Raw genomic sequence first — 12,915 nt, 5'->3', positions numbered from 1 at the left:
GGTGCCCTCACGCGACTTTCGGCAGAGCTTTTGGCCGCTTCGACAGCAGCATCACGGCGATGCCGGCGATCACGGTGACCATGCCGGCCAGCCGCAGCGGCCCGAATGTCTCGCCGAACACGATGCTCGACGCGGCGGAGCCGACGAACGGCACCAGCAGCGCGAACGGCACCACCTGCGCCGCCGGATAATCCCGCAGCAGCCGGCCCCACAGCCAGTAGGCGATGCTGGTCGAGATGCCGCCGAGGCAGAGCATGCAGACGAGCCCGGTCAGCGACATGTGGGTCAGCGCATGCCAGGTCGGCTGCGGGCCGTTCGTGATCAAGGTCAGCACCGCAAGCGGCACCGCGGCGAACAGGCAGAGCCAGGCGAACAGATCGAACATCGGCGCGCCGTTCGCCTGCCGCAGGAGAAGATTGCCGATCGCGAAGCTGATCGGGCAGATCATGATGATCGCAAACGCGGCGACGCTGAAGTCGTAGCCGACCGTCCCGCAGATCATCAGCAGGCCGAGCGCGGCGATCGCGATGCCGATTGCCTGGCTCCGTGTCGGGATTTCCCCGAAGGCCAGGGCGGCGAAGGCGATGGTGAAAAGCGCCTGGCTCTGCACGATCACGCTGGAAAGCCCGACCGGAACGCCATGCGCGATCGCAAAGGCCTGTGCGAGGAACTGGCCGAGGAACAGCGTTGAGCTGATCGCGATCAGAAGCGGCCAGGAAACGCCGGGCTTGCGCAGGAACAGGCACGGCAGCGCGGCGATGGCGAAGCGCAGCGTCGTCATCAGCTCCGGCGAGAACTCATCGAGCGCGATCCGGCTTGCGACGAACGCAAGCCCCCAGATCACCGCGACCATGACGGCGATGCCAACATCGGCCGGCTTCATTGTTGTTCTTCTTGTGCTTCCGTTTCGGTCGGGATCTAGATCTGTTCGTCGGGCTTCGGTTTACGCAGCAGATAGGTGCCGTGCAGCGGCGCGTGGTAATCAACGGAGACCAGCGTGAAACCGGTCTCGGTCAGCATGCGCTCCATCACCCAGCCGAAGGTCGAGTATTCGTCGCGCATATGGGTGATCACGCTTTCGCGCTCGAAGCCGTGATTCTTGATCGAGAAGTCGGCCCATCCTTCGACATCGCGATCGACACCGTCGGGCATGCCGACGAACACCATGTCGCGCAGGTAGAAGTTCGCGCCGGGCTTCAACGCGTTGAAGATTCGCGACAGCGCCACCGCCTTCCAGAAGTCCGGCAGATGGTGCAGCGTGAACTCGCTGACGATGAGGTCGTAGGAATTCGGTTGGTAGGCGAACGACAGCAGGCCGGCCGGCTGGGTCCGGATCTTCGCCTTGCGGTCGCGCGCATAGATTTCGGCAAGCCCGATCATCGCCGGCGAGATGTCGATGGCGTCGACCTCGGCGCCCATCAACGCCGCCTCGGTGGCCAGCACGCCGTTGCCGCAGCCGATATCGGCGATCCGCCAGCCCGGCTTGACGCCGAGCATGGTCAGCGCCTGGCGGGCACGGACATCGCTGTCCTCGCTGACGTCATAGATCGAGGCCACCGCGGTATCGAGACCGACCTGCCGCCGTTGCGTATAGTACCAGTCGCGCGCCAACATGACTCACATCCCTTCCGGCCCACGCGTGATCGCGGCCACCCCGGTTCGTGACACTTCGACCAGGCCAAGCGGACGCATCAGGTCGATGAACTGACTGATCTTGGACGAATTGCCCGTGATCTCGAACACGAAGCTCTCGGTCGTGGCGTCGATCACCCGGGCGCGGAACGCGTCCGCCAGCCGCAGCGCCTCGACGCGGTGATCGCCACCGCCCCGCACCTTGACCATCGCAAGCTCGCGCTCGATCGAGCTGCCGGTCAGCGTCATGTCGACGACGCGGTAGACCGGGATCATGCGGTCGAGCTGATGCTTGATCTGCTGGATCACCATCGGCGTGCCGGTGGTGACGATCGTGATCCGCGAGAGATGTTTCTGGCTCTCCGTCTCCGAGACGGTGAGACTCTCGATGTTGTAGCCGCGGCCGGAGAACAGGCCGATCACGCGCGCGAGCACGCCGGGCTCGTTCTGCACGAGCACGGACAAAGTATGCGTCTCGTTGGGATCGTGACGCTCTTCGAGGAAATAGGCGGATGCGGGCTGGTTCATGGTCGTCCCCTTACATTCTGTTCACGCCACCGCCCGCTCGGCGGCCGGCGCAGCATCCGTTCCGATCCAGGTCCGGAACAGATCGAAATCGATATTGCCGCCGCTCAGGATCAGGCCGACCCGCTTGCCGGCGAGCCTGTTCTTTTCCTGCAGCGCGGCCGCGAGCGCCGCAGCGCCCGCGCCCTCGGCGAGATTGTGGGTGTCGGTCCAGTAGGCGCGGATCGCCTGCCCGACCTCGTCGTCGCTGACCTGCACGATGCGGGAGGCACCCTTGCGGATCAGCGCGAACGCATCCGCGTCCGGAATCCGCGTCGCCATGCCGTCGGCAAGGGTGTTGCTGGACTCGGTGGTGACGATCTTTCCGGCCGCAAACGACAGCGCATAGGACGGCGCCTCGGTCGACTGCACGCCGACGATCTCGGTCTTCAGCCCAAGCAGGTCGCGCGCCATGATGCAGCCGCAGATGCCGGAGCCCTGCCCGATCGGCACATAGAGAATGTCGAGATCGGGCGCGGTACGGAACAGTTCGAGCGCGTAGGTCGCGACACCCAGCACGAGGTCCGGGTGGAACGACGGCACCATGTGCAGGCCGGCGAATTGGGCGCGGCGCTCGGCCTCTTCCCGCGCGGCCTGGAAGTCGTCGCCGTGCTCGACAAGCTCGGCCCCGAACGCGTGCATGGCGCGGTTCTTCTCGACCGAGTTGCCGCGCGGCACGTAGATCGTCGCCGACACGCCCTGACGCCCTGCCGCGAACGCCAGGCTCTGGCCGTGATTGCCGCGCGTCGCCGAGATGATGCCGGGAACGTCGGGCCGCTCGCGCTTCAGCCGTTCGAGATAGACCAGGCCGCCGCGCACCTTGAAGGCGCCGGTCGGCGTGTGGTTCTCATGCTTGACCACGACCTCGGTGCCGAGCCGCTCCGCCAGCAGCGGCCAGGCGTGCGCCGGCGTCGCCGGCACTGCGGTGCCGACGATCCGGTGCGCGCGCTCAAGCTCGTTGAGGTCAAACATGGGAGCCGCCCTCCATCCGTGCGCGCGATAAGTTCCGTCTCCCCGCTCTTTGCGGGGAGAGGGTTGGGGTGAGGGGCTGCTTCCAGAGCAATGGTGAGAGACGGATTCGCGGAGACTCCCCCTCAGCCGGATTGCGCTTGCGCGCAATCTGACCTCTCCCCGCAAGCGGCAGGGGTGTCCGGGGAAATTCAGGCATAGCGGAGCTCCATCTGGTCAGGTGAGATGGTTGATTTCCGACGGCTGGGGTTGATGGGCGGAGGTTTGTCGATGGCAGCGAGGGATCGACGCGTGAGCAGGAGCTGGCCGACGAGTTCGGCGAACCTGAGCGGGAGCATTTTGATGCAGTTGGTGTGAGCGGCGATGCGCAGCAGCAGGTAGGCAATCATCGCAGCGAGCACCTGAAGGCGGATCGCGTTGTCGTTGGCGCCGAGGAACTTGCGAATATCGAGATGCTGCTTGATCCAGCGGAACAGCAGCTCGATTTGCCATCGGCTCTTGTAGAGGGCGGCGATCTCGACGGCGCTACGGGCAAGGTCGTTGGTCAGGAGTGTGATCTTGCCGCCTTTCTCGCGTCTGATCTTGATGCGGCGGAGCGGGATTGGAAGGCGCGAATCGCCCTTGCTGGTGAGCTTCACCTCGTCATCGGCAAGGATTTCGAAGCCATCCCCGTTACGCTTGCGGATGGCGCGATGCCTGAGCGAGCGAAGACGGATGCTCGTCTTCGCCCGGGTAACGAAGAAAGCCTTGCTATCATTGATCTTCTGCCACCAGTCGAAACGGCAATAGCCCTTGTCAAACACATAGGTGGTGGCGGGCTGGATTGGGGTCTGTCGGCCGATCTCGATGTCATTGACGTTCGCGGCCGTCATCTCGACGCAGGTCGGGACATCGCTCCTTGGGTCGTAGACGACATGCAGCTTCATGCCGCGGATGCGGCCGTTCCACGTCGCCCAACTGCAGACCTTGCCGAGCGGGATCGGACTGGCGTCGATCAGACGCACCATCTCCATGCCTTCACTCCGCAGCTGGCGACGCGCCATCGCCGACAGCGCCGCAAAGGTTTGCGCGAAAATGCCGATCGGACGGCGGGCATTGGCATCGGACAACGTCGAGCGCGACAGCTTGCCGGTTCCCAAGTGATAGTGATGCTGCGAATTGGCGTTGAAGCCAGTCACCACCCCGCGCAGACTGCTGTTGCCGCTAAGCTGGGCATAGATCAGCGCCACCAGATGATCCCAGCTCCTGAACGACTTGTCGTAGGCATCCCCGTCCAGACGATCCACAACCGTCTGAAACTGCCGTCGATTGATCGGTTCAAGCAGCCTTCCAAAAATGCTACCGCGATATCGCATGCTCGGCCCTCTGTGTCTCGACAACCAGAAAAGACCGATTTGCCTCGGTCCTGCCGAGCATGCACCGCGACACAGTGAATCATTCCCCGGACACCCCTGCGCAAGCGGGGCGAGGTGAAAAGAGAGTGCTCCGCGTCGATCCATCATCACACCAGCGCCTTGCCACCGGAGAAGGCCTTCGCGGTGGCCTCATCGGTCGCCTCTTCCGGCAGCAGCATCTCGTTATGCGCCTTGCCGGACGGGATCATCGGGAAGCAATTCTCCAGCGCGGCGACGCGGCAATCGAACAGCACCGGGCGCTTGATCGAGATCATCTCCTTGATCGCGCCGTCGAGATCGGACGGCTTGGTCGCCTGCAGCCCGACGCAGCCATAGGCGTCGGCGAGCTTGACGAAGTCCGGCAGCGCCTCGGAGTAGGAATGCGACAGGCGGTTGCCGTGCAGCAGCTGCTGCCATTGCCGCACCATGCCCATGTACTGGTTGTTCAGGATGAATATCTTGATCGGCAGCTCGAACTGGACCGCCGTCGACATCTCCTGGATCGTCATCTGCACCGAGGCGTCGCCGGCGATGTCGATCACCAGGCTGTCCGGATGCGCCACCTGCACGCCGACCGCGGCCGGCAGGCCGTAGCCCATGGTGCCGAGACCGCCCGAGGTCATCCAGCGGTGCGGCTCCTCGAAGCCGAAGAACTGCGCGGCCCACATCTGGTGCTGACCGACCTCGGTCGTGATGTAGGTGTCCTTGCCGCGGGTCAGCTCGAACAGGCGCTGGATCGCGTATTGCGGCAGGATGATATCGTTGTTCTTGCGGTAGGACAGCGAGTTGCGCGCGCGCCATTGCGCGATCTGCTGCCACCACGACTTGATGTCCGGCTTCTTGGCTTCTGCCTTGAACACCTGCAGCAAATCGCCGAGCACGTTGCCGGCGTCGCCGATGATCGGCACGTCGACGCGGATGTTCTTGTTGATCGAGGACGGGTCGATGTCGATGTGGATCTTCTTCGAGCCCGGCGAGAACGCGTCGGTACGGCCGGTGATGCGGTCGTCGAAGCGCGCGCCGACGCACAGCATGACGTCGCAATCATGCATCGTCATGTTGGCTTCGTAGGTGCCGTGCATGCCCAGCATGCCGAGCCAGTTCGGGCCCGAAGCGGGATAGGCGCCCAGCCCCATCAGGGTCGAGGTGATTGGGAAGCCAGTCGCCTCCACCAACTGGCGCAGCAGTTTCGAGGCCTCAGGACCCGAATTGATCACGCCGCCGCCGGAATAGATCACGGGACGTTTGGCATTGGCGAGCATCGCCACCGCCTTGCGGATCTGGGTCGCGTCGCCCTTGACGCGCGGCGTGTAGGAGATGTGCACGTCCGACTTGCGCGGCGGATGATAGGTGCCGGTCGCGAACTGCACGTCCTTCGGCACGTCGACCACGACCGGGCCGGGCCGGCCGGTGGTGGCGACATAGAAGGCCTCGTGCAGCACCCTGGCGAGGTCGTTGACGTCGCGGACCAGCCAATTGTGCTTGGTGGCGGGCCGCGTGATGCCGACCGTGTCGCACTCCTGGAAGGCGTCGTTGCCGATCAGGTGGGTCGGCACCTGGCCGGTGATGCAGACCAGCGGGATCGAATCCATCAGCGCGTCGGTCAGCGGCGTCACCATGTTGGTGGCGCCGGGGCCCGACGTCACCAGCACCACGCCGGGCTTGCCGGTCGAGCGGGCATAGCCTTCGGCGGCATGGCCGGCGCCCTGCTCGTGACGGACCAGGATGTGCTCGACCTCGCTCTGCTGGAAGATCTCGTCGTAGATCGGAAGCACCGCACCGCCGGGATAGCCGAAGACATGCTGCACGCCGTGATCGATGAGCGCGCGCACGATCATCGCGGCGCCGGTCATCTGATTGGGATCGTGGCTCTTGTCGGTCATGGTTCGCTCCGGATGCGCTTGTTTTTGCGCGGCTTTTGTCAATTCTCGTCAGTTCGGCTTCGGGCAATAAAAAGGGGCCCTAGAGGCCCCATGCACACCGCCCGAATTTGGATGGCCGCTAGCCATCCCCGGCGGTGTGCCTGGGTACGACGGCGATAAGCAGTTTGGTAATAATGTTGCGCACGATACGACCCAGTCTTCCCAAAGGTTGCGCGAACATAGCGGCCAAAGCCTGAATGTCAAGGCAAGGCAAGCACTTTCGCGATTTCCGTACTCTACCGGGGTTCCGCTCGTTCGGCGAGTGTTTTTGCGCGGGCGAACGCGCATGGCTGACGGGCGTGCGGCACCGCCGGCCCGGTAGCCCGGATGGGAGCGCAGCGCAATCCGGGATAGCCTCCGCTCGGAGGGGCCGGTCCCCGGATTGCGCTGCGCTCCATCCGGGCTACGGGACTTGCTCTCGCAGCCATTTGCCCGCCGTATCCGGCTCGACCCATTCGAATTCCGGGAGCTGATGGCGAAACCAGGTGAACTGGCGCTTCGCATAATGGCGGGTGTCGGCCTGGCCGATCTCGGCCGCCTCCTCGCGGCTGATCTCTCCCCTCAGGTGCCGGATCAGCGCCGGCACCCCATGGGCCTTCATCGCCGGCAGCAGCGGATCTAGCCCACGCGCCGCCAGCGCCACGACCTCGTCGAGCGCGCCGGCATCGAGCATGACACCGAACCGGGCGTCGATCCGTGCATAGAGCCTCTCGCGCTCCGGCGCGAGAAACAGCGCATGAAAATCGCCCGGCGGCAGCAGTGGCGGCAGGCCCTCGCGATGCCAGTCCGGCAGCGGGCGGCCGGTGGCCTCGACCACCTCGAGCGCGCGCGCGATGCGGGTGCGGTCGCGCGGCTTCAGCCGCTCGGCCGACACCGGATCGCGCGCTGCAAGCTCGGCATGCAGCGCCTCGACGCCGTGCTGCTCGAGCCGTGCGCGCACGCCGTCGCGCACATCAGCCGGGATCGGCGGCACCGCCGACAAGCCGCGCGTCAGCGCCTTGAAATAGAGGCCCGAGCCGCCGATGAAGATCGGCAGCCGTCCCTGCTCACGCGCCTCGCCGAGCACCTTCGCCGCATCGGCCACCCAGGCGCCAGCGGAGAAATTCACGCCGGCGTCAACATGGCCATAGAGCCGGTGCGGAACCAGCGCCTCTTCGCCTGCAGTCGGCCGCGCGGTGATGATCCGGAGGTCACGATAGACCTGCATGGAGTCGGTGTTGATCACGACCCCGCCGGTCCGCTGCGCGAGTTCGAGCGCCAGCGCCGACTTGCCGCTGGCGGTCGGCCCTGCGATAAGCACTGCCTTGTTCAACAATCCCGAATGCGCCTGCATGTCCCTCGTTGCCACGCTGATCTGCAATCCTGCAAGCCCCGCGCTCGACTCCACCATCGTCGACGGTGCGCGGGCCGTGCTGCCCTCACCCGGCCCGGCGCAGTGGCTGTTCAACGAAGTCGCCGCCGACATTCCGTTCGAGAGCGAGGACAGCAGCAGGGACGGTATCAAGGCGATCGAGGAACGCGTTCGCCAGGCCCGCGGCGACCTGCCGATCGACATCGTCCTGCAGCCTCGGATCGCCCGGCGCAAGAAGCTTTTTCTGGCCGACATGGATTCCACCATGATCGGCCAGGAGTGCATCGACGAGCTCGCTGACTTCGCCGGGCTCAAGGCCCATGTCGCTGCGATCACCGAGCGTGCCATGCGCGGCGAGATCGAGTTCGAGTCCGCGCTGCGCGAGAGGGTGGCGCTGCTCAAGGGACTGCCGGTCAGCGTGGTCGACGAGGTGCTCGACAAGCGCATCACGCTGACGCCGGGCGGCCGCGAACTGGTCATGACCATGCGCGCGCACGGCGCCTATACCTGCCTGATCTCGGGCGGCTTCACCTTGTTCACCAAGGTGGTCGCGGCGAAGGTCGGCTTTCAGGAAAACCGCGCCAACCAGTTGCAGGTCGTGGACGGCAAGCTGACCGGTGAGGTGGTCGAGCCGATCCTCGGCCGCGCCACCAAGCTCGCCACCTTGATCGAGCTCACCGAGTCCTTCGATCTCGACGAGATCGACACCCTTGTGGTGGGCGACGGCGCCAACGATCTCGGCATGATCCAGGCTGCGGGCCTCGGCGTAGCCTATCACGCCAAGCCGGCGGTCGCGGCCGCGGCCGCGGTCCGGATCGACCACGGCGATCTCACCGCGCTGCTGTACGCGCAGGGCTACCGGCGGGATGAGTTCGTGGCGGGGTAGCAAACCGTCATTCCGGGGCGATGCGAAGCATCGAACCCGGAATCTCGAGATTCCGGGTTCGGTCCTGCGGACCGCCCCGGAATGACGTATGTGAATGTTACTGCACGCCGAGCGCGACGAAGCGCAGTTCGCCGTCGCCGTTCGAGACCAGCAACAGCACCGACTTCTTGCCGTCCTTCTTGAGTTGATCGACGCGCTTCTTGATGTCAGCGGCGCTCGACACCGCCTCCTGCGCCACCTCGACGATGACATCGCCCGCCGACAGCCGCTTCTCGGCGGCATCGGAATTGCCGTCGACGCCGGTGACGACGACGCCCTTCACGCTGTCCTTGATCTTGTACTTGGTGCGCAGGTCCTTGCTCAGCGCGGCGAGGTCGAGACCGAGCGCCTTCTGGGTCACCGGCTTCTCGGCGGTGTCGTCCTTCGACTTGGCGTTGACCTGCTGAACCTTCTCATTGTCCTCGAGCCGGCCGAGCGTGACCTTGCGGGTCTCCTCATTGCCCTTGCGGATGACGACGACGTCGACTTCCTTGCCGACCGCCGTGTCGGCAACGATGCGCGACAGATCCTTGGGGTCCTTGACGTCCTTGCCGTCGAACTTGACGACGACGTCGCCGGGTTCGATGCCCGCCGGCTTGGCCGGCCCCTTGTCGTCGACGCCGGCAACCAGCGCGCCGCGCGCCGGCTTGATGTTGAGGCTGTCGGCGATCTCGTCGGTGACCTGCTGGATGCGCACGCCGAGCCAGCCGCGGCGCAGCTCGCCGAATTTCTGCAGCTGGTCGACCACGCCGGCCACGGTCTTCGACGGCACGGCGAAGCCGAGGCCGATCGAACCGCCGGTCGGCGAGATGATCAGCGTGTTGACGCCAATCACCTCGCCATCGAGGTTGAACAGCGGACCGCCGGAATTGCCGCGGTTGATGGCGGCGTCGGTCTGGATGTAGCTGTCATACGGGCCCTGGCTGATGTCACGGTTCTTGGCCGAGACGATGCCCGCGGTCACCGTGCCGCCGAGGCTGAACGGGTTGCCGATCGCGACCACCCAGTCGCCGAGCCGGATCTTGTCGCTGTCGCCGAACTTGACCGCGGTGAGCGGCTTCGGCGGCTTGAATTTCAGGACCGCGAGGTCGGTCTTCTTGTCGACGCCGACCAGCTCGGCCTTGATCTTGGTGCCGTCGTTGAGAATGACGTTGATCTCGTCGGCGTCCGCGATGACGTGGTTGTTGGTGACGACGATGCCCGCGGTGTCGACGATGAAGCCTGAGCCGAGCGAGTTGGTCTTGCGCGGCTGGAACTCACCGCTCTTGTCGCCGCCCTTGCCGGGCGGTCCGCGGCGGTTCTTGAAGAAGTCGTCGAAGAATTCCTCGAACGGCGAGCCCGGCGGCAGCTGCGGCATCGTCCGGTCCTTGGCCTCGACGGTCTGCGACGTCGAGATGTTGACGACGGCGTCGATCACCTTCTCGGCGATGTCGGCGATGCCTTCAGGACCGCGTGCGAACGCCGGCACGGAGCTCAGCATGCTCGCAGCACCGATCGAGATCGCGGCTCCCATCATGCGGAGGCGACGGCTCAGGGCTGGTCTGGCAGCGGTCATGTCAGAGTTTCTCCAGGCAAACGGGTTCAAATGAGCTAGTTATAGAGTGCGCCCGAACAGGCATACGGCGCAAGCATCTCACCCGGGCATTTCGGCGAAATACCGGCGGCGAGAGGCTCACGATATGTTCAGTCTTGCCTGTCATTCCGGGGGCAGCCCGACAAGGCTGAACCCCGGGGACGCAATTGCGCACCTTGGGGAATCTCGAGGTTCCCCGATGCGCAATCGCGCATTGGCGGTCATGCTTCGCATGCTCCGGAGCGGCGACTATCTTCGCACCACCCAGATCAGGACAAGCCCGGCGACCGCCGAGCCGATACCGACGATGCGCAGGATGTTGTCGGGTGTCGCCAGCGCGCTCTTCATCGCCCGGCGCATCCAGGCGGGGCTTGCCGCGAACAGAATGCCTTCGAGCACGAACAGGATTCCCAACCCGATGAGGAAGTCGCCGAACGCTATGGACTTCATCGGATGGCAGCCTCCCGCTCGATGCTTGTTGTTTTTGGTCGGCGGCGAAGCGTCATCCGCATCGCCGCCAAGTCCTGAAGTTCAAGTCGTGACGTTACTGTTTCGGCGCGGCGGCCGCCTCAGGCAACTTGCCGCTTGCACCGCCGAAGTATCTGAAGAATTCCGAGTCCGGCCGCAACAGGAAACGCGTGTCGCTGGAACGCAGGCCGTTCTCATAGGCCGTCATCGAGCGATAGAATGCGAAGAAGTCCTTGTCCTTGCCATAGGCTTCGGCGAACAGGCGGTTGCGCTCGGCGTCACCCGCACCGCGGGTCTGGTCCGCGGCCGAGTTCGCCTCGGCGACGATCACGGTCGCTTCGCGGTCGGCCTTCGAGCGGATTTCCTGCGCCTTCTGGTCGCCCTGGGCACGGAACTCGGCCGCCTCGCGCTCACGTTCGGTCTTCATGCGGTTGTAGACGGCCTGGCTGTTCTGCTCCGGCAGGTCGGCACGACGGATGCGGACGTCGACGACCTCGATGCCGTATCCGTCCGCTTCCCTATCGAGCTGCTCGCGGATCCGCTGCATCAGCTTCTCGCGATCGTCACGCACCACGGTGATGAAGTTGACCTCGCCGAGCACGCGGCGCAGCGCTGCGTTCAGCAGCGTGGTCAGCTGCAGATTGGCGGCCTGGATCGAGCCGACGCTGGTGTAGTAGCGCAATGCATTCTTGATGCGATAGCGCGCGAAGGCGTCGACCACGAGCCGCTTCTGGTCGGAGGCGATCACCTCCTGCGACGGGTTTTCCAGATCGAGGATGCGCTTGTCGACGTTGATCACCGAATTCCACGGCGCCTTGAAGTGCAGGCCGGGCTCGGTGACGATGTCGACCGGCTCGCCGAACCGCAGGACGATGGTCTGCTCGGTCTGCTGCACGGCGAACACCGAGCTGTAGCCGACGGCGAGCACAATGAAGACGATGATCAGGGACACAATGCCGGTGACGGGAGACCTCATCGGGTGGCTCCCTGCTGCTGGCCGGTCGTGGCCGGTGCCGCCGGACGCCGCGGCGTCAGTTCGCCGAGCGGAAGGTAGGGCACGATGTTCTGGCCCGGGCCGCCGTCGTAAACCAGCTTCTCGGAGCCGCCGAGCACTTTTTCCATGGTCTCCAGATAGATGCGCTCGCGCGTCACGTCGGGTGCCTTCTTGTACTCTTCATAGACTTTCAGGAAGCGTGCGCTCTGGCCCTTGGCGTCGGCGACCGCCTGCTCCTTGTAGCCTTCGGCGGCCTGGAGGATCTGCGCGGAACGACCGCGCGCTTCCGGTACGATCCGGTTGGCGTAGGTCTGTGCCTCGTTCTGCTTGCGCTCGAGGTCGGCGCGCGCCGCCTGCACGTCGCGGAATGCGTCGATCACCTGCGCCGGCGGATCGACCTTCTGCATCTGCACCTGCGTGATCTGGATGCCCGCGTTGTAGGTATCGAGCGTCCTCTGCATCAGCTCCTGGACGCTCTGCTCGGTGACGTTGCGCGCCCCGGTCAGGATCGGCTGGATCTGCGAGCGGCCGATCACCTCACGCATCGCGCTTTCGGCAACCGCCTTCACGGTGCCTTCGGGATTCTGGATGTTGAACAGATAGGCGCCGGCTCCACCCGGCTTGATGCGCCACAGCACCGTGAAGTCGACGTCGACGATGTTCTCGTCGCCGGTCAGCATCAGGCTCTCTTCCGGCACGTCGCGCATGGTGCGGCCGCGGCGAGCGGGATCGTCGATCAGCGTCATGCCGATCGAGATCGTGTTGACGCGCAGCGCTTTCGGCAGCAGCACTGTCTCAATCGGATATGGCAGGTGGTAGCGCAGGCCCGGCTGCGCATCGCGGACATACTTGCCGAAGCGCAGCACGACGCCGAGCTCTTCGGACTGCACGCGGAAGATGCCGGTCGCGAACCAGATCGCCAGCGCGGCGACCAGCACCAGCGCGACGCCCATGCCGCTGAAATGCCCGCCGGGCAGCCACTGCTGCAGGCGGTCCTGGCCGCGCCGCAGCAGATCCTCAAGATCCGGCGGCCTTGGCCCGGCTGACTGCGGACCGGTGCCCCATGGCCCTTTCGGACCCGAGCCCCAGGGCCCCCCGCCTTGATTTTTCCACGGCATCAAAC

The 12,915-nt window shown here is 65.1% G+C and carries 12 protein-coding genes; 1 reads left to right on the top strand and 11 read right to left on the bottom strand.

Annotated features, from left to right (window positions below; all coding sequences use genetic code 11):
• Positions 1–7: 7 nt before the first annotated feature.
• The 7 genes from J2R80_RS18795 to miaA all read right to left on the bottom strand — a co-directional run bounded on the left by J2R80_RS18795 (position 8) and on the right by miaA (position 7,814).
• Positions 8–883 carry an EamA family transporter gene (locus J2R80_RS18795; RefSeq protein WP_253639104.1) on the bottom strand — a complete coding sequence of 292 codons (876 nt, stop codon included), beginning with the start codon at positions 881–883 and terminating at the stop codon, positions 8–10.
• 35 nt (positions 884–918) lie between these two features.
• Positions 919–1,614 carry a class I SAM-dependent methyltransferase gene (locus J2R80_RS18790; RefSeq protein WP_028332477.1) on the bottom strand — a complete coding sequence of 232 codons (696 nt, stop codon included), beginning with the start codon at positions 1,612–1,614 and terminating at the stop codon, positions 919–921.
• Between the two features lie 3 nt (positions 1,615–1,617).
• Entirely contained in the window at positions 1,618–2,160 is a 543-nt protein-coding gene (ilvN, locus tag J2R80_RS18785) for an acetolactate synthase small subunit (RefSeq protein ID WP_016841057.1), read from the bottom strand.
• Positions 2,161–2,181: 21 nt separating this feature from the next.
• Positions 2,182–3,168: a threonine dehydratase gene (locus J2R80_RS18780; protein WP_253639103.1), complete on the bottom strand. Its 987-nt coding sequence runs from the start codon at positions 3,166–3,168 to the stop codon at positions 2,182–2,184.
• A gap of 188 nt (positions 3,169–3,356) precedes the next feature.
• Complete coding sequence (locus tag J2R80_RS18775; RefSeq protein WP_057015126.1) at positions 3,357–4,520, bottom strand: IS4 family transposase; 1,164 nt, start codon at positions 4,518–4,520, stop codon at positions 3,357–3,359.
• Between the two features lie 146 nt (positions 4,521–4,666).
• On the bottom strand, positions 4,667–6,442 hold the full coding sequence (locus J2R80_RS18770) for an acetolactate synthase 3 large subunit (protein ID WP_168857166.1): 1,776 nt from the start codon (positions 6,440–6,442) through the stop codon (positions 4,667–4,669).
• Positions 6,443–6,884: 442 nt separating this feature from the next.
• Positions 6,885–7,814, bottom strand: coding sequence for a tRNA (adenosine(37)-N6)-dimethylallyltransferase MiaA (gene miaA, locus J2R80_RS18765; RefSeq protein ID WP_253640985.1), 930 nt, complete (start codon positions 7,812–7,814; stop codon positions 6,885–6,887).
• Here miaA and serB point away from each other — a divergent pair.
• Positions 7,813–8,718, top strand: a complete 906-nt coding sequence (gene serB / locus J2R80_RS18760; protein WP_253639102.1) for a phosphoserine phosphatase SerB — start codon at positions 7,813–7,815, stop codon at positions 8,716–8,718. The genes miaA and serB overlap by 2 nt on opposite strands.
• A gap of 97 nt (positions 8,719–8,815) precedes the next feature.
• Here the strand turns inward: serB and J2R80_RS18755 are convergent, their stop codons facing one another.
• From J2R80_RS18755 to hflK, 4 genes are all read right to left on the bottom strand, one after another.
• On the bottom strand, positions 8,816–10,312 hold the full coding sequence (locus J2R80_RS18755) for a Do family serine endopeptidase (RefSeq protein ID WP_253589639.1): 1,497 nt from the start codon (positions 10,310–10,312) through the stop codon (positions 8,816–8,818).
• A gap of 267 nt (positions 10,313–10,579) precedes the next feature.
• The gene (locus J2R80_RS18750) at positions 10,580–10,780 is read right to left on the bottom strand and encodes a DUF2065 domain-containing protein (protein ID WP_028332483.1); all 201 of its coding nucleotides are present in this window, start codon (positions 10,778–10,780) and stop codon (positions 10,580–10,582) included.
• 94 nt (positions 10,781–10,874) lie between these two features.
• Positions 10,875–11,774: a protease modulator HflC gene (hflC, locus tag J2R80_RS18745; RefSeq protein WP_253639101.1), complete on the bottom strand. Its 900-nt coding sequence runs from the start codon at positions 11,772–11,774 to the stop codon at positions 10,875–10,877.
• Positions 11,771–12,910 carry an FtsH protease activity modulator HflK gene (hflK, locus tag J2R80_RS18740; protein WP_028342342.1) on the bottom strand — a complete coding sequence of 380 codons (1,140 nt, stop codon included), beginning with the start codon at positions 12,908–12,910 and terminating at the stop codon, positions 11,771–11,773. Before hflK ends, hflC begins: the two co-directional genes overlap by 4 nt.
• Positions 12,911–12,915 lie beyond the last annotated feature (5 nt).

Source organism: Bradyrhizobium sp. USDA 4541, from assembly GCF_024171085.1.
GTDB classification, from domain to species: Bacteria; Pseudomonadota; Alphaproteobacteria; order Rhizobiales; family Xanthobacteraceae; genus Bradyrhizobium; species Bradyrhizobium australafricanum.
This window is presented reverse-complemented; position numbering and strand designations above follow the sequence as displayed.

Bases quoted from the DNA above. Each gene is read 5' to 3' on its own strand.
- J2R80_RS18795 (WP_253639104.1), bottom strand. From the start codon at position 883: ATGAAGCCGGCCGATGTTGGCATCGCCGTCATGGTCGCGGTGATCTGG.
- J2R80_RS18790 (WP_028332477.1), bottom strand. From the start codon at position 1,614: ATGTTGGCGCGCGACTGGTACTATACGCAACGGCGGCAGGTCGGTCTC.
- ilvN (WP_016841057.1), bottom strand. From the start codon at position 2,160: ATGAACCAGCCCGCATCCGCCTATTTCCTCGAAGAGCGTCACGATCCC.
- J2R80_RS18780 (WP_253639103.1), bottom strand. From the start codon at position 3,168: ATGTTTGACCTCAACGAGCTTGAGCGCGCGCACCGGATCGTCGGCACC.
- J2R80_RS18775 (WP_057015126.1), bottom strand. From the start codon at position 4,520: ATGCGATATCGCGGTAGCATTTTTGGAAGGCTGCTTGAACCGATCAAT.
- J2R80_RS18770 (WP_168857166.1), bottom strand. From the start codon at position 6,442: ATGACCGACAAGAGCCACGATCCCAATCAGATGACCGGCGCCGCGATG.
- serB (WP_253639102.1), top strand. From the start codon at position 7,813: ATGTCCCTCGTTGCCACGCTGATCTGCAATCCTGCAAGCCCCGCGCTC.
- miaA (WP_253640985.1), bottom strand. From the start codon at position 7,814: ATGCAGGCGCATTCGGGATTGTTGAACAAGGCAGTGCTTATCGCAGGG.
- J2R80_RS18755 (WP_253589639.1), bottom strand. From the start codon at position 10,312: ATGACCGCTGCCAGACCAGCCCTGAGCCGTCGCCTCCGCATGATGGGA.
- J2R80_RS18750 (WP_028332483.1), bottom strand. From the start codon at position 10,780: ATGAAGTCCATAGCGTTCGGCGACTTCCTCATCGGGTTGGGAATCCTG.
- hflC (WP_253639101.1), bottom strand. From the start codon at position 11,774: ATGAGGTCTCCCGTCACCGGCATTGTGTCCCTGATCATCGTCTTCATT.
- hflK (WP_028342342.1), bottom strand. From the start codon at position 12,910: ATGCCGTGGAAAAATCAAGGCGGGGGGCCCTGGGGCTCGGGTCCGAAA.